General features: G+C 69.4%; 22 protein-coding genes and 1 pseudogene. 5 read left to right on the forward strand and 18 right to left on the reverse strand.

The window, feature by feature from the left end:
• From ACIBH1_RS05585 to ACIBH1_RS05615, 7 genes are all read right to left on the reverse strand, one after another.
• Complete coding sequence (locus ACIBH1_RS05585) at positions 1-2,619, reverse strand: phage/plasmid primase, P4 family (RefSeq protein ID WP_397312392.1); 2,619 nt, start codon at positions 2,617-2,619, stop codon at positions 1-3.
• The gene (locus tag ACIBH1_RS05590) at positions 2,616-3,026 is read right to left on the reverse strand and encodes a hypothetical protein (protein WP_397312393.1); all 411 of its coding nucleotides are present in this window, start codon (positions 3,024-3,026) and stop codon (positions 2,616-2,618) included. The genes ACIBH1_RS05585 and ACIBH1_RS05590 overlap by 4 nt, the downstream gene beginning before the upstream one ends.
• Before the next feature lie 73 nt (positions 3,027-3,099).
• Positions 3,100-3,654, reverse strand: coding sequence for a hypothetical protein (locus ACIBH1_RS05595; RefSeq protein WP_397312394.1), 555 nt, complete (start codon positions 3,652-3,654; stop codon positions 3,100-3,102).
• Between the two features lie 17 nt (positions 3,655-3,671).
• Positions 3,672-4,544, reverse strand: coding sequence for a hypothetical protein (locus ACIBH1_RS05600; protein WP_397312395.1), 873 nt, complete (start codon positions 4,542-4,544; stop codon positions 3,672-3,674).
• Positions 4,541-5,089 (reverse strand): hypothetical protein, encoded by a 549-nt coding sequence (locus ACIBH1_RS05605; protein ID WP_397312396.1) that lies wholly within the window; start codon positions 5,087-5,089, stop codon positions 4,541-4,543. The genes ACIBH1_RS05600 and ACIBH1_RS05605 overlap by 4 nt, the downstream gene beginning before the upstream one ends.
• 21 nt (positions 5,090-5,110) lie before the next feature.
• Positions 5,111-5,281: a hypothetical protein gene (locus tag ACIBH1_RS05610; RefSeq protein WP_397312397.1), complete on the reverse strand. Its 171-nt coding sequence runs from the start codon at positions 5,279-5,281 to the stop codon at positions 5,111-5,113.
• Positions 5,282-5,295: 14 nt separating this feature from the next.
• Positions 5,296-5,532: a helix-turn-helix domain-containing protein gene (locus ACIBH1_RS05615; RefSeq protein ID WP_397312398.1), complete on the reverse strand. Its 237-nt coding sequence runs from the start codon at positions 5,530-5,532 to the stop codon at positions 5,296-5,298.
• A gap of 197 nt (positions 5,533-5,729) precedes the next feature.
• Between ACIBH1_RS05615 and ACIBH1_RS05620 the strand changes: the two are divergent.
• Positions 5,730-5,879, forward strand: a pseudogene (locus ACIBH1_RS05620) (helix-turn-helix transcriptional regulator); the annotation flags it as partial.
• Between the two features lie 9 nt (positions 5,880-5,888).
• Complete coding sequence (locus ACIBH1_RS05625) at positions 5,889-6,770, forward strand: hypothetical protein (RefSeq protein ID WP_397313084.1); 882 nt, start codon at positions 5,889-5,891, stop codon at positions 6,768-6,770.
• Here ACIBH1_RS05625 and ACIBH1_RS05630 read toward each other — a convergent pair.
• Positions 6,767-8,215 carry a recombinase family protein gene (locus ACIBH1_RS05630; RefSeq protein WP_397312399.1) on the reverse strand — a complete coding sequence of 483 codons (1,449 nt, stop codon included), beginning with the start codon at positions 8,213-8,215 and terminating at the stop codon, positions 6,767-6,769. The genes ACIBH1_RS05625 and ACIBH1_RS05630 overlap by 4 nt on opposite strands.
• A gap of 107 nt (positions 8,216-8,322) precedes the next feature.
• Here ACIBH1_RS05630 and ACIBH1_RS05635 point away from each other — a divergent pair, with 107 nt between their 5' ends.
• Complete coding sequence (locus tag ACIBH1_RS05635; protein ID WP_397312400.1) at positions 8,323-8,472, forward strand: hypothetical protein; 150 nt, start codon at positions 8,323-8,325, stop codon at positions 8,470-8,472.
• A 131-nt stretch (positions 8,473-8,603) separates the two neighbouring features.
• Here ACIBH1_RS05635 and ACIBH1_RS05640 read toward each other — a convergent pair whose 3' ends face one another.
• The 3 genes from ACIBH1_RS05640 to ACIBH1_RS05650 all read right to left on the reverse strand — a co-directional run bounded on the left by ACIBH1_RS05640 (position 8,604) and on the right by ACIBH1_RS05650 (position 12,956).
• Complete coding sequence (locus ACIBH1_RS05640; RefSeq protein ID WP_397312401.1) at positions 8,604-10,853, reverse strand: transglycosylase domain-containing protein; 2,250 nt, start codon at positions 10,851-10,853, stop codon at positions 8,604-8,606.
• Positions 10,853-11,650, reverse strand: a complete 798-nt coding sequence (gene bla, locus ACIBH1_RS05645; protein ID WP_397312402.1) for a class A beta-lactamase — start codon at positions 11,648-11,650, stop codon at positions 10,853-10,855. Before bla ends, ACIBH1_RS05640 begins: the two co-directional genes overlap by 1 nt.
• Before the next feature lie 355 nt (positions 11,651-12,005).
• Complete coding sequence (locus ACIBH1_RS05650; protein WP_397312403.1) at positions 12,006-12,956, reverse strand: LuxR C-terminal-related transcriptional regulator; 951 nt, start codon at positions 12,954-12,956, stop codon at positions 12,006-12,008.
• A gap of 157 nt (positions 12,957-13,113) precedes the next feature.
• Between ACIBH1_RS05650 and ACIBH1_RS05655 the strand changes: the two genes are divergently transcribed.
• Both ACIBH1_RS05655 and holA read left to right on the forward strand, forming a co-directional pair.
• Positions 13,114-13,362 carry a heavy-metal-associated domain-containing protein gene (locus ACIBH1_RS05655; RefSeq protein WP_397312404.1) on the forward strand — a complete coding sequence of 83 codons (249 nt, stop codon included), beginning with the start codon at positions 13,114-13,116 and terminating at the stop codon, positions 13,360-13,362.
• Between the two features lie 153 nt (positions 13,363-13,515).
• Positions 13,516-14,487 (forward strand): DNA polymerase III subunit delta, encoded by a 972-nt coding sequence (gene holA, locus ACIBH1_RS05660; protein ID WP_397312405.1) that lies wholly within the window; start codon positions 13,516-13,518, stop codon positions 14,485-14,487.
• A gap of 502 nt (positions 14,488-14,989) precedes the next feature.
• On the opposite strand, the gene ACIBH1_RS05665 is transcribed toward holA, so the two are convergent.
• The 7 genes from ACIBH1_RS05665 to ACIBH1_RS05695 all read right to left on the reverse strand — a co-directional run bounded on the left by ACIBH1_RS05665 (position 14,990) and on the right by ACIBH1_RS05695 (position 24,927).
• Positions 14,990-15,298: a hypothetical protein gene (locus tag ACIBH1_RS05665; protein WP_397312406.1), complete on the reverse strand. Its 309-nt coding sequence runs from the start codon at positions 15,296-15,298 to the stop codon at positions 14,990-14,992.
• A 127-nt stretch (positions 15,299-15,425) separates the two neighbouring features.
• Positions 15,426-16,934: a sensor histidine kinase gene (locus ACIBH1_RS05670; RefSeq protein WP_397312407.1), complete on the reverse strand. Its 1,509-nt coding sequence runs from the start codon at positions 16,932-16,934 to the stop codon at positions 15,426-15,428.
• Positions 16,934-17,614: a response regulator transcription factor gene (locus ACIBH1_RS05675; RefSeq protein WP_397312408.1), complete on the reverse strand. Its 681-nt coding sequence runs from the start codon at positions 17,612-17,614 to the stop codon at positions 16,934-16,936. Before ACIBH1_RS05675 ends, ACIBH1_RS05670 begins: the two co-directional genes overlap by 1 nt.
• Positions 17,615-17,619: 5 nt before the next feature.
• Positions 17,620-18,315, reverse strand: a complete 696-nt coding sequence (locus tag ACIBH1_RS05680; RefSeq protein WP_397312409.1) for an ABC transporter ATP-binding protein — start codon at positions 18,313-18,315, stop codon at positions 17,620-17,622.
• Positions 18,308-19,222 (reverse strand): ABC transporter ATP-binding protein, encoded by a 915-nt coding sequence (locus ACIBH1_RS05685; RefSeq protein ID WP_397312410.1) that lies wholly within the window; start codon positions 19,220-19,222, stop codon positions 18,308-18,310. Before ACIBH1_RS05685 ends, ACIBH1_RS05680 begins: the two co-directional genes overlap by 8 nt.
• Positions 19,223-21,832 (reverse strand): hypothetical protein, encoded by a 2,610-nt coding sequence (locus ACIBH1_RS05690; RefSeq protein WP_397312411.1) that lies wholly within the window; start codon positions 21,830-21,832, stop codon positions 19,223-19,225.
• Positions 21,829-24,927 (reverse strand): ABC transporter permease, encoded by a 3,099-nt coding sequence (locus ACIBH1_RS05695; protein ID WP_397312412.1) that lies wholly within the window; start codon positions 24,925-24,927, stop codon positions 21,829-21,831. The genes ACIBH1_RS05690 and ACIBH1_RS05695 overlap by 4 nt, the downstream gene beginning before the upstream one ends.
• Position 24,928 lies beyond the last annotated feature (1 nt).

Consider the following 24,928-nt stretch of genomic DNA (forward strand, 5'->3'; position numbering starts at 1 on the left):
TCATCTGAACCACGACTCTCTGGAGTCGTCGTCCTCATCGGACAGCAGCGCGATGTTGATGTAGATCCGGACGCCCTTACCGCCCTTGGCGGCCTCCACTCCGAACTTCTTGAGCTTGAGCGTGAAGGAGGTCTTGGTGACCGGGTCGCACCGCTCGGCGGCGCACCACTTCTCGTACGCCGCGTACAGAGCGGCCACCTTGACCGTGACCTGGTTCCCGCCTCCGATGTGGCAGCGTTCATCGACGAACCGGTCTACGGTTTCCTGTTCTTTCTGGTACTCGGCTGTGGCCTCCGTGACGCTCTTCGGCTCGGCCAGGCCGTGGGCGGCGTATGCCGCTGCCCCACGTGCGATCCAGGCCATCACCACGGCGCCGTGTTCGCGCGCCAGGATGCCTTGCAGGTCGTCGACCGCTTGCCCTTCGGGAACCTCGTGCTCGAACCCGATGAGGCGGAGCCGCCGCCAGAATGACCGGCCGCCGCTGCGGACGGACGGCTTGTTGTTGCCCATCAGCCACAGCGTGTGGGAGGGGGTGAAGGTGAAGTCGTTCTCGCGCATGAAGTGCCCGGTGAGACTGTCACCTCCGGTCAACTCCTTCACCTTGGACTCGTCGAACTTGTCGCCCTCGTTGGTTTCGGAGCACAGGACGAACCGTGCGCCGGCCAGCTTCGCGATCTCCTGGGGGTGCGGGTCGCTGGTCTTCACGGTGAGGAAGCCGCGGGGCGCCTTTCCGGAGTAGTCGCCCAGCACGTGAGCGCACGCCTCGAGGAAGACGCCCTTGCCGTTCCCGCCGCTGCCGAAGCAGAAGGGCAGGATGTGCGGCCCCACCTCTCCGACGGCGCTGTAGCCGACCAGGCGCTGCATGTACTCGACGAGCTCCTGGTCGCCGCCGAAGGTGTCGGCGAGGAAGGCGCCCCAGCGGCCGAGGTCGGCGTCGAAGTCGGGCGTGGCCGTGGTCATGCGGGTGTGCAGCTTGGCGGGGTCAGAAGGGAGGAGCTGGCCGGTGCGCAGGTCGATGATGCCGCCGGGGGTGTTGAGCTCCCACGGGTTCGCGTCGAGCGCGGAGTAGGGGACCATGACCCGCGGATCGGATCTGGCGAGCGTGAGGGAGGCGTTGATCCCCCGTGCGGACAGGGACGCGGCCTTGTACTTCCGGTCGACGTTCTCGTGCTCGGGCAGGGCTCGGGCGATCTTCTTGGCGTACTCGGCAACGATGCCTCCGCCCGACTCACACCACTGCCACCGGCGACCGTCCCAGGCGAGCCATCTGCTGCGGTCGGGGCAGTAGCGGATCGTGTTGCCGAAGCGTTCGATCAGCGCCAGGGCGTTGCGGTCTTCGCTGTACCGATAGGTCGTCTCGGCTACTCCGTCGGGCGCCGGCTCCGCCTTGGGGCGGATCGGGTGCACGGTGGCCAGGTTGCCGTCCTCGCCGAGGAGAAAGGCGAAGTCGTCGTCCCGGTCGTCTTCTTCGTCGTCTTCGTCGCTGCCGCGCTTGGGAGGGTTGGACAGCAGGCCGCTGAAGTCGTCGCGGGGCCGTTCGCTGCCGTAGCCGCGAAGGCGGAGCGCCCGGGCGGCGTTGGCGTAGTTCCCGCCGTGCTCGAGCAGCGTGTAGGCGGCGAACTTGGAGTAGGGCTTCTCGGTGTCGAAGATGGTGGAGCTGGAGAAGACGTAGAGGTTGTCGCCGTCGTTGCGGCCGGTGGTGGCGGATAGGCCGATGCCCTTGCCCGGGCGGGTCCAGCCTCGTGCCCGGCCGAAGGTGCGCGCGTGCTTCCAGCCGTGTGGCTGGAGGATGTCCGCCCAGTCGGCGTGGGCGTTGAAGTCGTCCCCGGGGCGCACTCCTGCGTCGGTGTCGTGCGTGGGGCTCTGCCCCACACGCTGTGGGGACGGGGGCTCGGCGGCGGGCATGGTGTCGAGCAGCGTGGCGATCGCGTGGAGGGCGTCCCGCTCGTCTTCGGTGACGGTGGCGATCGAGGCGAACCCGCCGCGGACCATCGTCCAGGCTCTGCCCGTGGGGTGTGACCGGCCGCCGGAGGGCGCGACGACGACGAATCCGCCTTCGCCGCGCGTCTCGATGAGCACCTGGGGGACCTGCTCGCCGCGCGTGACCTTGTCGAGGGTGGTCTGGCGTCGGGCGCGGACTTCTTCGTCGGTCTCGGCGTCGACGTCGGCCTGCTGCTGCGCCTTCCACACGGTCAGCTCTTCGGTGGTGGACGGGCGTCGGGCGAGCTTGGTGTTGCCTCGAGGCTCGCCGTCGACGCGCATCAGGATGTGGAGGCCGCCAGACGGGGTCATCTCGCAGTAGCCGCTGGTGACGCGCTCCCACAGGTCGCTGAGGTTGTGGTCGTGGAGCAGGTCGAAGTAGGCGTTGAACACGCCCTCGGTGACGGCCCGGCCTTCGAGCTCGAGCATCTCGACGTTGCCGGAGACGGCACCGCAGATCACGCCGAACCCGTCGTAGCGGTCGTCGGAGAACCAGGCGTTGACCACGTCGAGGGAGGGGCGTTCGGCCTGGAAGGTCTTCCAGTTGAAGACGGGCGCCTTGCTCCCGTCGTTCTTGACCGGGATCACACACAGCCCGGCTTGGTGCGCGCCGACGACGGCGTTGTGCAGGTTGGTCACCGGGCCCGCCCGGCGCGGTCGCGTGCCGCGTTCAGGATCTGCATCGCTTCGGTGGACCCTCCGATGTCCGGGTGCAGAACGCGGGTGAGGGCCTTGAACGCCTTCTCCGCGAGGTCTGGGGTGAGGCTGGCCAGCATGAGGTCCGCCCACGTCTGGTTGGTGGAGCGCCCTGTGCGCGGCTGCTCGCGGCGTTCCTGCTTCGCCTTCTGCTTGTGGGTGACGATCACCTGGTAGCCGGACGCGGAGAGGACCGCCTGAAGGTCAACGACGTCATCGGCTGGGATGACCCATGCCTTGTCGGCGGGCGACCATTTGCGGTCGGGCATCGACTTGATGAGGTCCTTCGCCTCGAAGGGCGAGCGGACGAGAGCTTCGGAGCCGTCTACGACGATGCGCACCAAGGGCATGTCGCACCCCCTTTCTTCGCGCCCGTCCACGGCTCGCACGTGGGCCCCGGCTTGAACCGGTCGGGCAGGAGTCCTACTTGGCGTTCTGCATGATCGCGGCGATCTGCTCGGGGGTGAGTCCGGCGGCGGCCAGCCCATCCGCGTTCAGCGGCGCGTTCGCGGAACCGGGAGCGGCGTCGCCCGGGTCGGGAGCGTTGAGAACGTCGTTGGCGGAGGTGGCCTGCGGTGGCGCGTAGGTGACGGCGTAGAGCTTGGGAGCCTTGCCCTTGCCAACGGCCTCGCCGTCGCTGGTGTAGGTGACGGTGACCCGTCCACCGATCTCCAGGCCGTTGGCGCCGGACTTGCGAACGGCGTCCTGCATGGCCTTCTTCATGGCGCCCTTCACGTAGATCGCCCGCTCGCCGTTGTCGGTGGGGATCTCGGGGTCGCGCTCGTCGGTGGCGAGGACGACCTGCAGCTGCTGCATGGGGGAGCCGTCCTTCCAGAACTTGGGCTCGCCGGTGGTGTAGTCGCGCTGCTGCTGGACTTCGGGCTGCCGGCAGATGGTGCCGGTGACGCTGGCCCCGTACGCGGGGAACTTGGCGGAGGTGGTGCCGCCGGACATGAGGAAGTCGTTGGCGCTGGACATGCTGTCTGCTCCTTGCGTTACGCGATGAGGGAGTTGATGTTGGCCGTCCACCGGTTGGTGACGGCCGGGTCGCCCGGGCAGCCCTGGGCGAGGTCAGTGGAGCCGGCGCGGAAGTACGGGCACCGCCCGCAGTACGCATCCGCGGTGGGCAGGAGGGTCAGCCCGGTCGTCCCGACGTTCTTGACCAGGGTGGTGATGGCCTCGACGCGGGAGAGGGCGTTGAGCACGATCTGCTCGTCGTACGGCTCGTGCCACAGGTGGCCCTCGTAGTACTCGCCGTTGGAGGGCAGGTAGTAGACGGACACCCGGTTCACACGGACTCCGGCGCGGTTGAATCCGCGTGCGTAGGCGTGGGCCTGGATCCGGTAGCGGTCGCTGGGGGAGCCCGCGGACTTGACCTTGCGCAACGTGGTGGGGCCCACGATCTTCCAGTCGACGGTGGTGGCGTTGACGCGGTCGACCAGGTCGCAGGAGCCGGTGATGGGTTCGCCGAGGACTTCGCCGACGGTGACCTTCTGTTCGACGAGGAACCGGGTGGAGCCGACGTAGGTGTTGGCCCGGTGGAAGGCGCCTTCGAGGAGGGCGTGCACGCCGGTGCCGACGGCGGGCCGCCAGGCGATGGGCTGGGGGTTGAGGACCTGGGTGCCGAGCTGCTTGTAGCCGATCCACCTGCTGCACTCGTGGCCGAGCTCGCTGGGGCCGATCGTCGTCTTCTTGCTGCGCGGCGCGTTGGCGAGGTCGGTGGCGATGATGAGGTCGATGTCGTCCTGGAGCTCCTCGACGGGGTTGTTGCTGCCGTCGGGGACAGGGGCGAGGTCGGCCAGGTCGGAGGGCTGAGGGTGGCCTGTTTCCGGCCATTCGATGATGTTGGGGCCGAGGGGCTTGGTCACTGGGCCTGCCTCGCCTCGGGCCAGGTGACGCCGTCGAGGGCGCCGCGGTGGGTGGCGGGGACGACGGCGAGAGGGCGGCCGAGGTGGTCGAGCGTCATCGCGAGCATGACCAGGGCGTCGGCCTGGTTGTTGTCCTTGACGGCGACGCTGGGGTAGCGGCGGGCGGTGGCGAGCAGGACCTCGTCTTTACTGGCGTTGCCGCGCCCGGCGATGTACTTCTTCAGGCTGGCGGGCGGGATCACGGCGAAGGGGATCTCGTTGCGCCAAAGCCGGTAGGTGATGTGCCACCAGAGGCCGGCTCGCTCGTGGTGGCCTGCCTGGCGGCTGGTCGTGCCGGACCCGTATGAGGGGCCTTCGACTGCGACCAGGTTGGCCATGCACACCAGGTCGAAGATCTGGTTGCTGATGTCGCGGAGGCGCTCGTGGCCGGCGGTCTTGACCTTGATGGTGTCGGTCCAGGCCTCGTTGGCGGAGGAGTGGTAGTTGGCGATGCCGGTGCTGGTGAGGCTGAGGTCGAGCGCGGCGACGCGGATGGTCTTGTTCAAGGTCCCTCCTTTCTTGTGCACTCAGGCAGCCGTGAAGGTCTGCGGGGAGGTGCTGGCGCCGGCGTTGTGGAGGTCGGTGGGGGCGGCGAGCAGAGCCACTGCACGGGCGCGCTGCTCGGGGCAGAGCGGGGGTGCGGTAGCCAAGAGCGAGGCAACCCGCTTCTGGATCAGCACGCCCAAGTTGGCACCCATCTTGACCATGACCTTTACGCCGACACGGAGTCTGGGTTGATGATGATGGCGGCGACCGGCACGCCCAGTGCATCGGCGAGACGCCTGGTGATGATGGGTGCGGGGCGAGAGCGCTGGCCGCTCTCGAGGCGGCAAACGTACGAGTTGTCCAGCTGCGCACGACGGGCGAGCGCAACTTGCGAAAGCCCTTGCGAAACCCGGATGGCCTGCACGGCAAACCGGTTGATCTTCGGGCCTCTCTTGGGGATCACGTTCGATACTGTGCCAGGCGTTGCCAGTGGGACGCAAGTCGGAATGTACAAGACACTCTACATCTTGCACTTGACACTACGGCGCTGCTGTGTTGAATCGAGGAGGGATTGGGCAAGGGGGTGCGCAGAGATCCGCAGGTCCACAGGTCAACGATGCGCTAACCTTTGACAGTTGCCGCGCACGCGAGAGGGAGTAGATGGAAGTCAGGACGGTCCTTGCGGAGGCGGTAGCCCGCCGAAGGAAGCAGTTGTCGCTGTCACAGGCCAGCCTGGCAAGCCTCGCCGGGGTGTCTCGTGGCACCGTTCGCAACGTCGAGTCGGCTCAGGTTGACCCCAACGAGTCGACGTGGAGCAGCATGGAACCGGTTCTGGGCTGGCCTAGCGGGAGCCTTGAGGTCCTCATGAGGGGTGAGGATCCGCCGAGTGTCCTGCCGGTTGATGTGCTCGCCATGTACTGGGGCGCTGTCGGTGATCGCCTTGATGACCCCTGGGTGGGCGAAGTCAGCGTGCGATCTACCGAAAAAATGAAGTCGATCATTAAGAGTGCGTCGCCCGATGGCATCCTTAATGCAGAAGCGCGTATCGCTGTTGCGGATGCTGTTGATGGCCTTTCGGATCTGATCGACACCAGTCAAATTGAGGCGGCTCAAGAAGCCCTTTCGGACTGGTTTAGGGCTCAGCAGCCTCTACCTAGGCTGTCGATTCAGCAAATCCGTCGCCTGAGTGCTGGTGACATAATTAGTCATGAACTATTTGGCCTGGGTCGGATCGTCCGAATTGACGGCCTGGCGGACAAAACCAAGATTATCGTGGATTTCGCTTCGAAAAAAAAGTACACCACGCTATTGGCGCGATATGCGCCGATTATGGTCCTCAGGACCGCTGATGATCCCCTAGTCGATCCTACGAAGAAGGTGGCCGAGTCCTTGGTGTCGGAACAGCCCGGAAGCGAGCTTCCCAACCTAAGTCCTGAACTGCGTAATCTGCTTTCCCTGGGGCAGGTCATCGACTATGTGATCGCGGATCCGAATGCCGCGCCGAACATCTCTGTAGTTACTCTACTGGTTCGCAAGAATACCGATCAGCTCGGCCTGGGGGATCGACAGTATGTCGGGCAGGCCATGAAGGCACTAGGTGCAGAAGACGGCCATGTCCTGCGACCTTCCGATGGGGCGATTATTCGAATTAAGGTTACCCCAAAGTCTGATAGTCTTTTTCCGGAAGAGCCGCCATTTTAGTGGGGAAGAATATCGACGCGTTCGGGGTCGAATCGGCCCCGAATCGTAGTTGGATAAATAACGACGCGGCTGATTAGAAGCTTCGCGAGAGCCCTTTTCCGATCGAGCGGAAGATCGGGCCATCGGCTGGCCAGATCGGGCAGGTCGAGTCCGACCAGCGGTGTGGCGCCGGCGAGCCGTGCGAGCTGATCCCGGTTGTCCCGGATTCGCTGTCGCACCTTCCGGACCGCACCGACGACCTCAACCAAGTCTTCGTCGTCGTCATCCGCAAGCTGTGACTCCAGCACTCGGAGGCGAGTCTCGTCCTTCTCGATCGCGCGCAGAATATCGCCGGTGTCCGACTTCGACACTGCCTCGCGCTCGGCCAGCATTCGTAGAGTTTCGGGGTCGTTCAGCCTGCCCACGATCCACTGGCCGGCCATGTACTCGAGCTCTGCAAGCGCGATCACTCTGCCACCGCAGCCACCCTCTTTTTTTGCTGCGCAGGAGTACTTGGGCTTGCCGTGCGTGGCGACGATGCGCATCGCCTTGAACTTGGCTGGGGTGCAGGAGCAGTAGACGAGGCCGGTGAGGAAGTACTTGCGGACGCGGACGCCGGACAGCGGCTGCTTGGTCGAGAAAAGCGCTCGTAGTTGCCGGTGCTCGTCGACGGTGATGATGGCGGGCCAGGCTGCTTCCCCGACGACTTCTCGGTGGAACTCCTTCAGGCCGGCGATCCGGCCGCTCCTGAGCACCCAGCGCATGGCCTGGATGGTCCAGGCGTTCCCCATCGAGGTCTGGATGCCGCGCTCATTCAAGTCGCCGACGATGGAACGCAGCGAGTCGCCTGCGAGGGCTCGGTCTTTGCACTGCCGTACGATCTCGGCTTCCTCGGGGTTGATCTCGTCGCGCAGGATTTTGCGGCGCGGCCCTTCGCCCGCGTAGATGCGGGTGTAGCCGAAGGGGCGCGGACCACCGTTGTGCACCTGGCCATCCTCCACGAGCTGCTGGATTTTCCGCCGGATCCGTTCTCCCTTGTGGGCGGAGTTCTGCTCGGCCCACGCGCCAAAGGTAATGGCCATAGCGCGTCCCGTGGGGGAGGTGAGGTCGAGTTGCCCGGCCTGCACCGTCTGGATCCCGAACGGGGTCTCGGGGCGGCGTCGGTCGCGAACCGAGACGATGTCGAGGAAGTCGAGGAGCTCGCGGACGTTGCGGTGCAGCCGGTCAGTGTGCCAGGTGATGAGCGCGTCGACGCGGCCTGACTCGATGTCGCGCAGCATCTGCTCATACCGGGGGCGCTCTTTGCCGCTGAAGGCGGAGATGTCGTTGTCGGCGTAGATCTCCCCGACGTCCCAGCCAAGGCGTTGAGCGAGGCGTCGGCAGTCTTCTTCTTGGCGCTGGATCCCGAGACCACTGCCTTCGCGGTCGTCGGAGATGCGGACGTAGATGCCGGAGCGGAGGCCCATGACACCCCTCCCCTTGATGTGCTAGAAAGAAGTTATCGCATCACGGCTCAGCGCGCCAGGACCCGGCCTTCCTCGCCGCCACCGGCGCACGGGCAGCTTTGATCAGCGTGGGCGAGGGCAACCTCTACGGCCACCCCGCGCCCTTCACCCTGGCGACCCTCCACCGGCTCGGTACCAGGATCTACCGCACCGACCAGGCGGGACATCTGGTCGTGCTGGAGCGCGAGGGTCGGCTGGCCGTCGGAGGCAGCGAATGACGCCCCTCCGCCAAACCCGCGACGTCCTCCGACGCGCCACAGCCCGTCTACTCCTGCTCACCTCATCCCCACCCCTGACCACTATCACCCTGAGCCTGGGCACCGTCACCCTGGCCCTGGCCACCCTGGCCCTAGCCGCCGTGTCCCTGATCACCGTGTCCCTGATCAGCTTGCCCCTGATCACCGTGTCCCTGATCAGCTTGCCCCTGATCACCGTGTCCCTGGTCGCCCTGCCCCTGGCCGCCCTCGCCTTGATCGCCCTCGCCGCCGTCCCCCTGCTGCTCACCCTCGTCCCCGCCGCCATCCGACGTCTGACGTGCCGGAGCGCACCCCCGGCTGCACCCCTCGAACCGAGCCGCGTCCACAGCCGTGAACGAAGTCGCCGGCACCCCGCGCAACGCCCCGATCATGGTCTCCTTCCAGATCGGCCCCGGCAGCGTGGCCCCCGCCACCGATCCGTAATACCGCCCCCCGATCGTGACCCCGATCAGCTTGTGCGCCTGCGACCCTCGAGGATCACCGATGCTGACCGCCCCCGCCAGATCAGGCGTGAATCCCGCGAACCAGGCCGCCGCGTAGGCGTCGGTCGTCCCCGTCTTCCCTGCGGCGTCGCGCCCGATCCCGCCCACCGAGCGCATCGTGCCCTTGGTGAACACGCCAGACAGCACCTCGGCCGTCGCGTCCGCGATGGCCGGTTCGAGCACCTGCTTGCACCGTGGCCGGTAGTCGGTGGCCTTGCCGTCGCGGTCGGTGATGCGGGTGATGGCCATCGGCGCGCAGTAGCGCCCGCGAGCGGCGATGGCCGCGTAGGCGTTGGCCACGGTCACGGGGTCCATCTCGTTGATCCCCAGCGTGAACGTCTCGAACTCCTGGAGCTTGCCGCCGTCCGAGCGTTGGATGCCCAGCGATTTGGCCGTCTTGACCGTCTCGCACAGCCCCACACGCTGCTCCAGCTCGACGAAGAACGTGTTGACCGAGCTCCACGTGCCGGTGCGCAGCGTCTTCCAGCCGGGCGAGCCCTCGTCGTTGGTGACCGTGTGCGAGGTGTCGCCGATGCCCTGGCCCTTGCAGTTCGTGAACGCCGCCAGGCTCGGCGCCCGGTAGCCGGCCCCGGCGAGCAGGCCGTCGTCGAGCTTCATGCCCTGCTTCAGCGCGCTGATCAGGGTGAACGTCTTGAACGTCGATCCTGCCTGGAAACCCATGCCTCCGCCGTGCGCGGCGTCGGCGACGAGGTTGTAGGAGACCTCGTGCCTGGACTTGCGCGTGCCGTACGGCCTGCTGGCGGCCATCGCCTTGATCGCACCCGTGCCGGGCTGCACGAGCGCTTCGGAGGCGACGGCGTTGTCGGAGGCGTGCACGTACTTCTTGATCGCCCGGTCGGCGGACGCCTGCATGGCCGGGTCGAGGGTGGTGCGGATGGTCAGGCCACCGCGGTTGAGCATCTTGAGCCGCGCGTCGGCGGTCTTGCCGAAGGCGGGATTGCGCAGGATGTCCTGGCGCACGTAGAGGCAGAAGTAGGGCTGCGTGCTCGACTCGCAGCCTCCGGGGAGACCGGTGCCCTTGTAGCCGAGCTTGGCGGCCTTCGCGGCTGCCGCTTGCTCCGGGGTGATCTTGCCGAGCTCGGCCATGCGGGCCAGGACCACGTTGCGGCGCTTCAGCAGGCGCTGGCGCTGCTTCTTGCCCAGGTTGGGGTCGGTGGCGTTCGGGTCCTGTACGGCTCCCGCGAGCGTGGCGGCCTGCGGCAGCGTGAGATCACGCGCTTTGACGCCGAAGAACCGCTTGGCGGCGGCCTCGATGCCGTAGGCGCTCGCGCCGAAGTAGGCGATGTTCAGATATTTCTCGAGGATCTGGTCCTTGGTGTACTTCTGCTCGACCCCCATGGCATACCGCAGCTCCGTCAGCTTGCGCGCGTAGCTGGCCTCCAGGGCGGAGTCGCGCTCGGCCTCGGTGTCGGCGGCGTTGAGCAGCACCTGCTTGACGTACTGCTGCGTGATGCTCGACCCGCCCTGGCTGACCCTGCCAGAGGTCATGTTGGTGGCCAGGGCGCGGATCGTGCCCTCCAGGTCGATCGCGCCGTGCTCGTAGAAGCGGTAGTCCTCGATCGCCACGATGGCCGTCTTCATGATGTCGGCGATCTGGCCGGCGCCCACCACCTGCCGATACTGCTCGTAGAACCGGGCGATCTCCTTGCCCTTGGCGTCCTGCACGATCGACACCTCGGCGAGCGGCGGCTCCTCGAGCGCCACGGGCGTGAGGTCGACCGTCGAGACCAGGCCGATCCCGGCCCCGCCCACGGTCGGGAAGGCAATGGCGGCCACCAGGACCCCCGAGGCGGTGGCCGCCGCGGCCAACTGTGCGATCTTCTTCCCCCGACGTGCCATCAGAGCCTGCCGAGGCCGCGGGCCAGGATGGTGGCCGTCCGCGCGACGATCTTCTCGTCCGCGGCCGCGCCGGAGGCCTTGCGGTTGGTGAAGATCGCCATGATGATCGGCGCCGATGTGCGATCCGGCCAGATGACGGCCACGTCGTGCGCTGTGCCGTACACGCCGCCCGTGCCGGTCTTGTGCCCGACGGTCCAGGTCGAGGGGAGTCCGGCCTTGATGCGGGCCGCGCCGGTCTCGGTGGCGACGAGCCAGGCGTTGAGGCGGTCGCGGTCCTTCGCGTGCAGCGCGGTGCCGACGGTGACCGCGCGAAGGCCGCGCGCCATGGCCGCGGGCGTGGTGGTGTCGCGGCGCTGCCCGGGCGACCACTCGTTCAGCTCGGTCTCCCACCGGTCCAGGCGGGAGGCGGAGTCCTTGAGCGTGCGCAGATACCTGGTCAGCCCGGCCGGTCCGCCGATCTGCTTGAGCAGCATGTTTCCCGCGGTGTTGTCGCTCACCGTAATGGCCGCCTCGCACAACCGCGCCACGCTCAGGCCCCGCTTGACGTACTTGGCGGTGACGGGGGAGTTGGGTTTCACCTCGGCGGCGCTCCAGCGCACGACCTTGCTCATCAGGCCCGGCTCCGAGGTGCGCGCCTTGTGCAGCACCGCCGCGCAGGCCATCGCCTTGAAGGTGGACAACAACGGGAACCGCTCGCGCGAACGGTACGACACCGTCTTGCCGGTGGCGGTGTCCACGGCGTACGCGCCGATGCGCCCGTCGAACGACACCTCCAGGGCCCGCAACGCCCGGCTCACGGAAGGCGCCTCCAACGCCCGACTCGCGGACGGCGCCACCTGCGCGGACGCCTGCGTCCCGGCGCTGTCCGGCAGACGCACGTACGACCCCGCATGCGTCACGGCCACCTCATCCCGATGCGCGTACGGCGTAGCGGCCGAGGCGACGCCCGACGAGATGGCCGGAGAAAGAGCCACTAGCGGAACAGCGATCGCCAGGGCTGCCGGCAGGCGGCGGGTGTGGAGATTTCGCACTACAAGTCCCATCAACCGGTCGACTGTCAGAAGTCAGGAGCAAAGCAGACGTGATCAGATCGTGTCTAATAGCGATATCGACGGCGCAAGATATCGATTCGCATATCAATGCTGGTCGAGATCAGAGCCACCCGAGCTTGGCGGCACGCACGCCCGCCTGGAATCTGCTGGTCACTCCCAGCACCGCCGACAACTCGCCGACGACCCGAGTGACGGTCCTGGTCGAGACGCCCAGCGCCCGCGCGATCGCGTCGTCCTTCGCCCCCGTCGCCAGCAGTCGCAGCACAGCCCGCTGCTGGTCGGTGAGTTCCTCGCCGTCGGCGCCGCGCGGCACGTCCTTGGGCTCGGAGGCGGTCATCCAGCAGTAGTCGAACAGCGCCGCCAGGGTCGCGGTCAGCGCGTGGTCCTCGATGAACAGCGCCCCGGCTTCCAGATCGCCGGGCGCCACTTCGACGATGGCGGTCCGCCGATCCATGATGATCATGCGCGCCGGCACGAAATGCGCCGTCCGCACCTCCACGCCGTGCTCCATCAACGCCTGGATGTGCTCACGGAGGACCGGCATGTGGAGCTGGCCGTGGCTGTGCATCACCCGCACCCGCACGCCGCGCTCGACGGACTCGCGGTCGTTCTCGAAGGCGTAGGCCAGCCGGACCGGATCCCACGTGTGCGGGGTGTGCATGGCCACGATCTCGCCGGTGGCCGCCACCTCGGCCGTCCGGAGCCGCCGCCGCAGCTCGTCGACCCGGCTGCGGGGGAAGAACTCCACCGGGCCGTCCTCGCGCGTGCCGTACGGCAGGTCCAGGTAGTGCTCGGTCAGCGCCCGCGAGGCGGCCCGCTGTACGGCGAGGCGGTGGATCAGGTCGTCACCGTCGGAGATCATGCGCGTCAGCGCCGCCATCGCGTCCACCGCGATCCCGGCGCCGGGGTGCAGCAATCCGAGCTCCGCCAGCCTGCCCCTGGCCTGGTCGAGCTCACCGGGACGCAGCGCCACCGCCTTGGCGGCGGTCTCGAAGGGCTCGCCCTGCTGCCGCATCCGCGCGTAGACCCGCCTGGCGGCCTCTTCTCGCACTGCCCGTCTCTCCTTTGGTTCCGATCTCCGCCATGTCGCAAAGCGGAAGGCGGTTTCGCTGGCTCGCGCGGCCGCGACTCCGCGAAGATCGCAGAGAGGGTACGGCCACGCGAAGGGCCAAGATACCCAACCCGTGTATGGCATTGGAGCGGAGACTATGATCACCCTTGCGCACAGCCTGGTCACCTACCACGTGAGCGGCCTGGAGCCGGACAGCTGCCCCCACTGCGTGAGCGCCATGAAGGCGGCACTCGCGCAGCTGCCCGACGTGGTGGGCGTGGACGTCAACCAGACGGCAGGCAAGGTCAGCCTGCTGACCGAGGGGATGGTGGAGGAGAGCTTCGTGGTGGCGGCCATCGAGGACAGCGGTTGCGTGGTGGACCGGGTGCCCCGCTGGACCACGTGAACGACCCGCGGACCGACCGGAGGCGTCGATCTGGGGCGGAGGCGACAAAGCCTTGTACGCCCCATACCGCTCGTCAGGCCGAGCGCGACGCGGTGCCGCCATCAGGCCAGATCGAGTACCTGATTGTCGGTACGGCATGGCATGCTGCTCGGCATGGCGCAGACCCAACCGGACCTTGTGACCCTCATTGTCGGCGACGAGGAACTGCTCGTCGATCGGGCGGTGGCGGCGGTCGTGGCCGCGGCGCGTCAGGCCGATCCCAACGCCGAGGTGCAGGACCTGATGGGCGGAAAGGTCGAGTCCGGAGAGCTGACCCGGCTGACCTCGCCGTCGCTGTTCGGCGACCAGACGGTGGTGGTGATCAGGTCGGCGCAGGACCTGGCGAAGGAGGTCATCGCCGAAGTCCTCGCCTACGCCAAGGCGCCCTCCGACGACACCGTGCTCGTCCTCGTGCACCCCGGCGGCGTCAAGGGCAAAGCGCTGGTCGACGGCCTCAAGAAGACCGGCGCCCGGGTGACGACGATCGCCAAGGTCACCAAGGCGACCGAGCGCATGGAGTTCATCAAGACGGAGTTCAAGCGGGCGGGACGCAGCATCTCGACCGACGCCGCCCAGGCGCTGCTCGAGGCCGTGGGTAACGACCTGCGCAACCTGTCGGCGGCGTGCAACCAGCTGATGTTCGACACCGAGGACAAGTCAGTCGGCCTGGCCGCCGTCGAGCGCTACTACCGGGGACGGGCGGAGGTCACCGGATTCACGGTGGCCGACTCGGCGGTGGAGGGCCGGCTGGCCGAGGCCCTTGAGCAGGTGCGCTGGGCGATGGGCAGCGGTGTGGCACCGGTGCTGCTGGTGAGCGCGCTGGCCGGCGGCCTCAGGGGGCTGGCGAAGGTGGCCGGCGCACCACGCAACCTGCGCGGCGGGCAACTGGCCGCACACGTGGGCATGCCGCCGTGGAAGGTCGACCGGGTGAGCAGGCAGCTCAAGGGGTGGGGGCCCGAGGGGCTGTCACGGGCGATCAAGGCTGTGGCTTACGCGGATGAGCAGGTCAAGGGGGGCGGCGCTGACACGGGCTATGCGTTGGAGCACGCCATCCAGGAGATCGTCGCCAGCCGCACAGGACGCTAGGCGACGGGCGAGGGCTAGACAAACGACCGGGGGCGGGCCGGGCGTAGGGCGCGACTAGCCGCGACTGCACCACGACGGGCAATTGGCCGCGCTGCGCCACGACGGGCAACTGGCCGGGTGTAGGCCACGACGGGCAACTGGCCGGGTGTAGGCCACGACAGGCGGCTCGTCAGGTGAAGGTCGCGACTGGTGGCAGGTCGGTGGCCGTGTCAGGCAAGGCGGCGGGCCAGTGGCCGGGCGGCGAGGGCGCGGGTAGTGGGGGTTCGGCGTGGTGGCAGGCCGGTGGCCGGGCGGCGACGGGGCGGGGTCAAGGGCGGGTTCGGCGTGGTGGTGCCGGTGGCCGTTCTGGGCGAGGCAGTGGGCCGGCGAATTAGGCGTGGCGGCGGGCCAATGGGCAGGCCGGGCATCGCGGCGGGCTGGGCATCGCGGCGGGCTGGGCATCGCGGCGGGCTGGTGGCCGCGTTGGGTGGTCGTGCGGGCGAAGGGGGCTTTCCGCGCGGCGCTAGCGTCGGTGTCGGCCGGGTGGGGTCTTCTCGGTCCTGCTCTTGCGTGTCTGGCCCGGTGGCGTCTTCGGCTTCACCGGCGCCCCGGTAGACGCGGTGGGTGAGGGCAGCGGGTCCGACTGGGGGCTGCTCTGGGCGGCCGGTAGTTGCCGCGGAGCAGGGCTTTCGGTGATCGAGGGGACATCGGCGATGAGGCTGGGCGAGCTTTCCCGGTGGTCGACGGCCAGGGTGATCGCCGAGCCGAGGGCGGCGGCGCCCGCTGTGAGGACTCCGGCTAAGAGGAGCCGATTGCGGGGGATTGTGCTCACGGTCGAGGATCGTAACCGAGGTGACTGACATCGCGTCGACCGAAATCGTCATCGCCTGGCTGCGCCGTCGTTCCGGGGGACGGTCGCCGATTCTCGTGCCGGGGCGTCTTCGCTCCACCCGAACCGCTTACCGAAGAGCTCGCCCGTCACCCAGCATGGGCAGCTCTACCCGAAACGTGCTCCCCGCGCCCGGCACGCTCTCCACGGCCACGCTCCCTCCATGCGCCACCACCAGCGCATGCACGATCGCCAGCCCCAACCCCGTGCCCCCGTCCTGCGCCGTCCGATAGAACCGGTCGAACACCCGTCGGGTCTGCTCCGCCGTCAGCCCGGCGCCTCTGTCCGCCACCTCGAGAAACGCCACCCGCGCCTCCGACGTCCCCACCCGCTCCTCCGACGTCCCCACCCGTACCGTGATCGGGGTTCCGGGCGGGGTGTGGAGGCGGGCGTTGCTGAGCAGGTTCCCGATGACCTGCCGTAGCCGCGTCTCGTCACCGGCGACGACGGGCGGAGGCGACGAAACCGGGGAGAAGGTGATCTCGCGGTCCGGGGCCAGCAGCCGGGTCTCTTGGACGGCGTCGGCGGCCAGGGCGCGCAGGTCGACTGGCTGGAGGGTGAGTTCGGGGCGCAGGTCGACGCGGGCGAGCAGCAGGAGGTCGTCGACGAGCAGGCTCATGCGTGACGCGGCCGCCTCCACCCGTCGCATGAGGGCGACCGGGTCGAGGTCGGGGTGTTCGAGGGCGAGTTCGGCGAAGCCGCGGATGGCGGTGAGGGGGGTGCGCAGTTCGTGCGAGGCGTCGGCGACGAAGCGCCGCATCTGGTCCTTTGACTCCTCCTGGGTGCGGAAGGATGCTTCGACCTGTTCGATCATGGCGTTGAAGGCGCTGCCCAGGCGGCCGGTCTCGGTGCGCGGGTCGCTGGTGGGGACGCGGCGGCTGAGGTCTCCGGCGGCGACCGCGTCGGCGGTGTCGCCGATGGCTTCGAGGGGCTGGAGGCTGCGCCGTACGACGGTGACGGCGACGACGGAGACGATGGCCACGACACCGGCGCCGGCGAGGAGGAGGATGAGGGAGAGCCGGTCGGTGACGGCGTCGACTTCGCTCAGGTCGACGGCGATGATGCGGCGGCGCCCGTCGGGGTCTTCGGTGATCTGGATGCGCCACGTGCCAGGTCCGCGCACGGCGGGGACGGTGAGCTTGCTGCCGGTGCTGCCGGTGGTGTCGGTGGGGTCGGTGGTGTCGGTGGTGTCGGTGGTGCCTGTGGTGCCTGTGGTGCCAGTGGTGCCAGTGGGGGCGGTGCCGGGGATGGCGGGCGGCGGTAGGCGGTCGACGGGGCGGCCGGATAAGACGGACCGGTAGCGCCGGGCGGGCTCGGCGGGGTCGCCTCGTTCGGCAGGGTCGCCTCGTTCGGCAGGGTCGCCTCGCCCGTCGCGGGCACCGTGCCCGACAGGGTCGCTCACCAGGACGAGCGTGTCGTCGGCCACAGCCTCGCCCGTGAGGTCGATCTGCCGGTCCACCCGCTGCACCAGGTAGGTGTCGAGCATCCACACCCCGATCACCCCCACGAACCCCAGCCCCGCGACCAGCAGCGCCAGCAGCAGCGCCGTGAGCTTGACCCGCAGGGGAACGGGCCGCATCACGGCTCGCGCAGCGTGTAGCCGAGTCCGCGCAGCGTGTGGATCAACCGCACCCCGCGCCCGTCGATCTTGCGTCGTAACATGGACACGTACGATTCCACGATGCCGACCTCGCCGCCGAAGTCGTAGCTCCACAGGTCGTGCAGGATCTGCTGCTTGGACAGGACCTGTCCTGGCCGGTCGAGGAAGTACATCAGCAGCCGGTACTCCGTGGGCGACAGCAGGACCTGCCGTCCCTGCCGCCACACTTCGTGGGTTTCGGGGTCGACCTTGAGGTCGGCGTAGACGAGGCGGGCGGGCGTGGGGGCTGCGTCGAGTGTGCGGCGGAGCACGGCGCGGATCCTGGCGCGCACCTCGCCGAGGTTGAACGGCTTGGTCACGTAGTCGTCGCCGCCGATGCCCAGCCCTTCGATCTTGTCCTCGATCCCGTCGCGCGCGGTGAGGAAGACGACGGGGGTGCGCAGCCGGGCCTGGCGCAGCCGCCGTACGACCTCGAATCCGTGCATGTCGGGCAGCATGACGTCGAGCAGCACCAGGTCGGGTTCGTCGCGCAGCAGGGCGTCGAGCGCGGTCTGGCCGGTGGCGGCGGTGGAGACGCGGTAGCCTCCGAGCTCCAGGCCGGTGGCGAGGATGTCGAGGATGTCGGGGTCGTCCTCGACGATCAGCAGGTGGGCGGTCACGGCGTTCAGGACTCCTGCAGCACCGCCTCGCGGAGCACGCCGTCGCTGATCTCCAGCACCCGGTCGGCCAGGGTGATCAGGCTGGGGTCGTGGGTGGCGACGAGGGCGGTGACGCCTTCGCTGCGCACGAGGGCCCGCAGCAGTTGCATGATCTGGCGCCCGGTCTGGGAGTCGAGCTGCCCGGTGGGTTCGTCGGCGATGAGCAGCCGCGGACGGTTGGCCAGGGCGCGGGCGATGGCCACGCGCTGGCGCTGGCCGCCGGACAGCTCGTAGGGCCGCTGGTTGACGTGTTGTTCGAGGCCGACGAGCGACAGGAGCATGCGGATGCGCTTCTCGCGTTCCTCGACGGGGGTGCGCAGCAGGCGCATGGGCACGCCGACGTTCTCGGCGGCCGACAGCACGGGGATGAGGCCGAAGGACTGGAAGACGAAGCCGACCACGTCGCGCCGCAGGGCGAGCAGCTGGTCTTCGCCAAGCGCGGTGACCTCCTGCCCGGCCACGACGACGCGCCCTTCGTCGGGCCTGTCGAGGCCGCCGATCTGGTTGAGCAGGGTGGTCTTGCCGGAGCCGGAGCGCCCGCGGATGGCGATGAGCTCGCCCGGGTGGGCGGAGAAGGTCACCTCGCGCAGGGCGACGACCTCCTTGGGCCCGGTGCGGTAGACCTTGCGCACGCCTTCGACGACGACCAGGGGTTCACTCACCGGTTTCCTCCGAAGACGAAGCGGGCCAGACGCCGATGTGGTCGGACTCGAGCTCGAGCCTGACGCGGCGTTCCATGTTCAGCGCGTTGGTGAAGTCGCGCGGCAGCTGGAGGCGGCCGACGCGGTCGAGCACGGCGTACTCCTGGGCGTGCCCTCCGGAGGAGCGCACGGTCTCGCTGGAGGTGCGCCCGTCGCGGATGCCGATGGTCCTGTCGACCTGTTCGGAGACGAGCGGGTCGTGGGTGACGATGACCACGGTGACGCCCAGCTCCTTGTTGGCCTTGCGCAGTGCCTCGAAGACCTCGGCGGAGGTCTCGCTGTCGAGTTCGCCGGTCGGCTCGTCGGCCAGGACGAGGGTCGGCGAGTTGGCCAGGGCAACGGCGATGGCCACGCGCTGCTGCTCGCCGCCGGACATCTGGTCGGGCTTGCGGTCGGCGCAGTAGTCGACGCCGAGGAGTTCGAGCAGGTAGGCGGATCGTTCGGCGCGCCGGCGCCTGCCCGCCAGCTTCAGCGGCAGCTCGACGTTCTCGCGGGCGGTCAGGTAGGGCAGCAGGTTGCGCGCGGTCTGCTGCCAGATGAAGCCGACGACCTCGCGCCGGTAGCGCAGCCGGTCGCGGGCGGTCATCGCCAGCAGGTCCATGCCGCCGACCTTGGCCACGCCCGCGGTGGGGATGTCGAGGCCGGACAGCACGTTGAGCAGCGTCGACTTGCCGGAGCCCGAGGCGCCCACGATGGCCACCAGCTCGCCCTTGTCGATCAGCAGGTCGAGGCCCTGGAGGGCGACGACCTCGACTCCCTCGGTCTTGTAGATGCGCACGAGGTTGTCGCAGACGATGTGGGCGTCGCCGCCGAAGGCGGCTTTCTCCGACAGCGCCTGCGCTTCCAGCTCTGACAGGGTCTGTTCCACTTAGTCCCCCACTCGTAGAACCGAGCCGAGAGTACGGCGGCGGGTGATGATCGTATGGACGAGGGCGCCGAGGATGGCGACCAGGGTGAGCCCTGCGGCCAGCAGGATCGGGGTGAGGATGTCGACCTCGTAGGCGCCGACGGCCACGTCTCCGGCGTAGGCGGACAGGTCCACGCCGGGCCCGAGCGCGCTGGGCAGGGCCAGTCCGAGGCCCAGGCCGACGAGCGCGGTGATGAGGATCAAGGGGGACACCTCCAGCACGGTGAGCCGTTGCGCCTGGCCGGTGGACAGTCCCAGGGTACGCAGGAAGGACAGGGCGTCGGCCCGGTCGGCCGCGCTGATGACCAGCGAGACGATCACCGCGACGCAGGCGTAGACGGCCATCGCGATGGTGGCGACCAGCAGGGTCGTCCGGATGACGGAGGTCAGCGGGTCGTCGGCGATCTCGCTGTAGATCTGGTCATAAGTCTGGATCTGGGTGGCTACGCCGGTCGCGGCGAGCAACGCCCGGGCGTCGGCCGAGCCCTTGATCAGCAGCACGTTCGGCGCCACCCGCGTGCCGGCCCGCTCGTTCGCGTCGTACGGCACGACGGCGAACTTGCCGGTGGAGAAGAACCCCGGCATCGCCGCGAGCTCCCCGGCGGGGTTCAGGGTCATGCGCGTCTGCCACCCGATGTCGAGCCTGGTGACGCCCTTGAGCTCCTTCGACACCAGCGCGGGTATGCCCTGGCCGGTCGGCTGCGCCGGCAGCGTGACGGGCGAGCCCTCGGCGATCCGGGCGAAGCCCGCCAGGTCGACGGCGAGCACGGGGAAACGTTGCGCCCCCAGTCCCAGCTGGACGATGCCGGTCTGGGCGGGCAGCACCTCCTGCACCCCGGCGACCTTGCGCACCCGTTCGATGGCCTCGGCGCCGAACTCCAGCTCGGTGGTGAGCTTGATCGGCACGCCCGCCCGCTGCCAGGCGGCGAGCTTCTGCGTGCTGTCCAGCCCGGTCGCCATCATCGAGGCGAAGACCGAGACGCCGAGGGCGGGCAGCAGGATGAGGACCGGCAGCACGCTGAAGGCCTTGGCCCGCGCCGCCCTGGTCAGGCCCAGGAACGGCACGGCGGGCCGGCGGCGGGAGGCGAGCCGTACGACCAGCCGGAGCGGGTAGGGGTAGCAGCGCAGCGTGATCAGCGCGGCGGCGACGGTCAGCGCCATCGGGACCAGCAGCAGGAAGGGGTCCTGGCCCTGCTCCGACACCTCGGTGGTCACGCCGCGGGTGCGCAGCAGGTAGGCGCCGCCCAGGGCCAGGCCGATGACGAGGATCTCCAGGGTGATGCGCCGCGGGGAGGGCTTGGGGGAGACGACGTCGCCGCGACGCTCGTGCAGCGGCGTGCGGTGGGCGGTGGCCATCATGGCCGCCGCGAAGGCCAGCACGGTCAGCAGCACGAGCGCGGGCGCGATGTGCACGATCGCGGTGGCGGGCCCCGGCACCAGGTAGGACAGCGCGTAGCCGGCGAGCGTGGCGGGGACGACGCTGAGGGCGATGGGCGCCAGGCCGGCGCGGACCACGGTGGCCAGCGCGCCGCCGCGGGCGCGCATCAGCGCCAGTGCCTGGTCCATGCGCTCCATCAGCAGTTGCGCCGCCAGCACGATCACGCCGAGCGCGACGAGCAGCAGCCCGCCCAGCACGAGGAAGAGGATGGTCTCCGCGGTGGCCAGCTCGGTCCTGAACTCCGCCAGCCGCTCGCCCAGGAGGGAGTCGAGCCGGAAGGACCCCCAGCTGGGCTCGATCAGCCCGAGGTCGCGGCGGTAGTCCTGCAGGGCCGTGAGCGTCTCGCCGACCCGCAGCGAGCTGACCGCGGCCGTGTCGAGCCCGAGGATCCAGCTGTAGACCACCTGGCGGTCGGTGTCGGCCAGCACCGACACGCTCGCGTCGCTGATCAGGGCCGTGTAGCGGAACTCGTCGGAGGTGGTCCCGGGCTTGACGCTGACCGCGGCCCTGAGCATGTCGGGGTGGTGCGTCCAGTAGGCGGAGTCGGGCTGCTTGGCCGCGAACACGCCGGTGACCTTGAGCCGCAGCGGCTTGGTGGCGCCCACGACGTATTCGCTGCCGAGGGCCAGGCCCATCTTCTCGACCGCTTGCTGGGTGACGCCGATCTCGACCAGCGGCATGCCGCCGCCCGCGCGCGGCGGTCCAGGAGGGGCGCCGCCGACCCAGTCGACGCGCTGGCCGGCGTCGCTCATCCAGCCCAGGTCGAGGTACTTGTCGGGCGCGCCCATGACGGGTGCGGCCACGGTCCTCAGGCTCATGTGCGAGGTTCCGGAGCCGGGCGGGCGCACGATCCCGGTCAGCGGCTGCGGCAGCTCCGATCGCACGAGCCTGTCGCGCTGCTCGAAGGCGGAGCGGTCCTGCATGCCCCGCCCGCCGCCGCTGCCGGGCTGGAAGCGCACGCTCAGGTCGACCTCGCGCGCGGTGACGGAGTCGAGCTTGCGGCTCAGCGCGTCGTCGAAGGCGCCGTTCATGGCGCGTGGCAGGCCCGACACGAGCAGGGTCGCGCTCAGGGTCAGCAAGGCCAGTACGGCGACCGCACCGGCGTGCACCCGCGCCAGGACCCCCGAGTTCACTGTTCCTCCCCGATGCGCAGCACCCGGCCCAGGCCCTGCTTGCGCATGTTGCGGGCCAGTCCGGCGACGATGGCGAACAGCAGTGCCGCCACCACCGCCAGCATGGCCACGGTGGCCGGCCACGGAATGTCGAGCAGCACCGACGGCGTGACCGCCGAGGCCTGCCCGGTCAGGACGATGTGCGGGACCACCAGCGTGCCCACGACGAGGGCCAGCACGGTCCCCGCGGCCAGCGACAGTCCGATGATGAAGGTCTGCTCGATCGCCAGCAGCCCGAAGATCTGGCGGAAGCTGACGCCCAGCGCCCGCAGGATGGTGAACTCGGCCATGCGCTCGCGCGCCGCGACCGCCGCGTTGACCAGGAAGCCCAGCGCGGCGAAGACGAGCGCGGCCAGGAAGCCGAGGATCAGCGCGCCCTGCAGGCCGCTGGCCAGCGGGTCGTCCTGGAGCTCGGTGGCCAGCGTGGCCTGGTCGAGCGCGGTGAAGTCCCACTGGGGGCTGGTGCGCAGCTTGGCCAGGGCGGCGGTGGTGTCGTCGGCGGCCAGCCACCACTCGGTGGCGGGCCTGGCCATCGCTCCCGCGGCCATGTCGTGGCCCTGCAGCGTGGTCCAGTCGACGAGCACGGCCTGCTGGTCGGGGGCGGTGGTCGGCATGCGCTCGACGATCCCGGCGACCTCGATGTCGATCGGGCGGCCCTCGAAGACGACCCTCCCGGTCTGTCCTTCCTTGAGCTTCAGGGTCGCGGCCAGTCCGGAGGTGAGCACGACCGGCAGCGGAGCTTCGGCGGCGGGCGCCTGTCCCGACGGCAGGGCGAGGCTGGGCGTTCCGTCCCTGATGCCCATCGTGAAGGTCCAGGGCACCGGCACGCCGTCGGCGAGCAGGTGCTCGACCTTCAGCGACACCGGCATGCCCTGGGTGTTGGCGCCGATCATGCCGCGCAGGCTGAGCGGGTAGCTGATCTGCCCGCTGCGCCCGGCCAGCCCGGACAGGTCGACCTCGACGTGGTTGGCGCCCGGCCGCACCCCGGTGACGTTGAGCCCGCGCCAGACGCCGAGCGCGTCGGAGACGACCAGCCGCAGCGGCGAGAAGTCGACCTTGGAGCTCTCGACGTGGACGTCGAGGGTCAGCTTGCCGGGTTTGCCCGGCAGCTCCAGCGGCTTGGGCTGGGCGGCGGCCAGGGCCTTGCCGAGCTGGGCCGGGGTCTGCCCCGACAGGTCGGGCCGCAGCTGGAACAGCTGATCGAGCTTGGCGGCGTCTAGGGCGAGCAGCACGCTGCGCACGTCGCCGAAGTCGGCGTCCTGGCGCAGCGCGGGTCCGGCCTCGCGTACTCCGGGCAGCGAGGCGAAGGCGGTGCCGCGTCCGAGCGCGCCCAGTTCCTGGCCATCGGCGGGGCCGGTCAGCCGCAGGTCGGCGCCGGTCTGGTGGCGGGCCTGGTCGGCCTGGGAGGAGCGCCAGGTGGAGGCGGTGGCCATCGACACGATGCCGATGGCGATCGCCATGGTCAGCAGCAGTGCGGGCCCGGCGTATCGCAGCGGTCGGCGGGCCACCTGCCAGGCGCCCAGGGCCGGAGCGAGGCTCGCCCGCCTGCTGGTCACGCGTTCGGCGATCTTCGACACCCTGGGCACCAGCCGCAGGCCGAGCATGCCGCCGGTGAGCAGCGCCAGGGCGGGCCCGGAGATGATGAGCGGGTCGATGCCCAGCTCGCCGGTGACCGTACCGGTGACCGGGGCGCCGTAGTGCTGCAGCTGCCAGATGGCCAGCGCGGCGACGACGAGCAGGGCCAGGTCGGCTCCCGCGCGCTGGATGAGGCCGCGCGCGCCCGACCGTCCGCGCGACGACTGCTCCTCGACATACGTACGGCGGGCGCCGGCCAGGGCGGGCAGCGCCAGCAGGACGGCGGAGGCCAGCGCGACCGCGGCGGAGACCAGGAAGGATCCCAGGTCGGGCGTGGGGGCCAGGTGCACGCCCGAGGAGCGGATCCAGGGCAGGGAGTTGATCAGGGCGAGCATCGGCGGCCCGAGGAAGGGGGCGACGATCGCGCAGGGCACCGCCACCAGCAGGGCCTCGCCGCCGGCGAGGAAGCCCAGCCGCCAGATGCCGGCGCCGCGCGAGCGCAGCAGCGCGACCTCCATGCGGCGGTGGTCGGCCAGCAGGCGGGCGGTGAGCATCAGCGCGTAGGCCGACAGCAGCAGCAGCTGCAGCACCGGGATGAGCATGGTGGAGCGGGCGACGAGCGAGGCGGTGCTGAGCTGGGTCAGCATCTCCGACAGCCGTCCCGTGGTGGTGCAGGAGGAACATCCGGCGCGCTTGAGCTCGTCGCGCAGGCCGGAGAGGCTGGCCGCCATGGGCCGCAGCTGCTCGGGCGTCAGCGAGCGCAGGTCGGGCTCGGCCGTCCAGGTGGTGCTGACGTTGGTGGCGAACCGCGACAGGAACGTCTCGTGCCCCACCATGAGCGGGCCGTAGCTGGTGAAGTTGAGCGTCTCGATGCCCCGGCCGAGCAGCGGCTCGGAGGCCCAGCGGGCGCCGAAGGGGTCGTCGAGCTGGAACAGGGCGGTGATCTTCACCTTGACCGGCTTGCCGTCGAGCCGGGAGCGGGTGACGAACTCGTCGCCGACCCGCAGCTGGGCGGTGGCCGCCGCGGTGACGGAGACCGCCGCCTCCACGACCTGCCCGCCGTCGGACGGCCAGGCGCCCTCGACGATCTTGGCATGCTGGTAAAGGGCCTCGTTGCTGCCGAACCTGAGCAGTTCGGGCGTCTTGACGTCTTCCTGGCCCGGCCGCACGTAGGAGTCGGAGCGCATGCTGGTCGTGACGGCCAGCGAGACGTCGGTGTAGGCCTTGCTCAGCTGCTCGCGGACGATCGAGTCGAGCTCGGCGAAGCTCTCGCCGGTCACCGGCGCCGACACCGTCGCCGACGTGGTGCCGAATCCGGCCTTCTCCATCGTGCGCCGCACGCCCACGTCGGCGATCGTGGAGGCGTACATGGTCAGCGAGACCAGCGTCGTGGTCGCCAGCAAGATCGATCCCAGCGCCGCGAGCAGCAGCAGCGGCTCGCTGAAGGCGCGCTTGACGACAAGAGGCACCTGCCCCCGCATG

The sequence above is a fragment of the Nonomuraea sp. NPDC050663 genome, from assembly GCF_044456985.1.
Taxonomy (GTDB): domain Bacteria; phylum Actinomycetota; class Actinomycetes; order Streptosporangiales; family Streptosporangiaceae; genus Nonomuraea.

Bases quoted from the DNA above. Each gene is read 5' to 3' on its own strand.
- ACIBH1_RS05595 (WP_397312394.1), bottom strand. From the start codon at position 3,654: ATGTCCAGCGCCAACGACTTCCTCATGTCCGGCGGCACCACCTCCGCC.
- ACIBH1_RS05630 (WP_397312399.1), bottom strand. From the start codon at position 8,215: ATGGGCCTCCGCTCCGGCATCTACGTCCGCATCTCCGACGACCGCGAA.
- ACIBH1_RS05655 (WP_397312404.1), top strand. From the start codon at position 13,114: ATGATCACCCTTGCGCACAGCCTGGTCACCTACCACGTGAGCGGCCTG.
- ACIBH1_RS05610 (WP_397312397.1), bottom strand. From the start codon at position 5,281: ATGGGTGCCAACTTGGGCGTGCTGATCCAGAAGCGGGTTGCCTCGCTC.
- ACIBH1_RS05590 (WP_397312393.1), bottom strand. From the start codon at position 3,026: ATGCCCTTGGTGCGCATCGTCGTAGACGGCTCCGAAGCTCTCGTCCGC.
- ACIBH1_RS05695 (WP_397312412.1), bottom strand. From the start codon at position 24,927: ATGCGGGGGCAGGTGCCTCTTGTCGTCAAGCGCGCCTTCAGCGAGCCG.
- ACIBH1_RS05625 (WP_397313084.1), top strand. From the start codon at position 5,889: ATGGAACCGGTTCTGGGCTGGCCTAGCGGGAGCCTTGAGGTCCTCATG.
- ACIBH1_RS05640 (WP_397312401.1), bottom strand. From the start codon at position 10,853: ATGGCACGTCGGGGGAAGAAGATCGCACAGTTGGCCGCGGCGGCCACC.
- holA (WP_397312405.1), top strand. From the start codon at position 13,516: ATGGCGCAGACCCAACCGGACCTTGTGACCCTCATTGTCGGCGACGAG.
- ACIBH1_RS05670 (WP_397312407.1), bottom strand. From the start codon at position 16,934: ATGCGGCCCGTTCCCCTGCGGGTCAAGCTCACGGCGCTGCTGCTGGCG.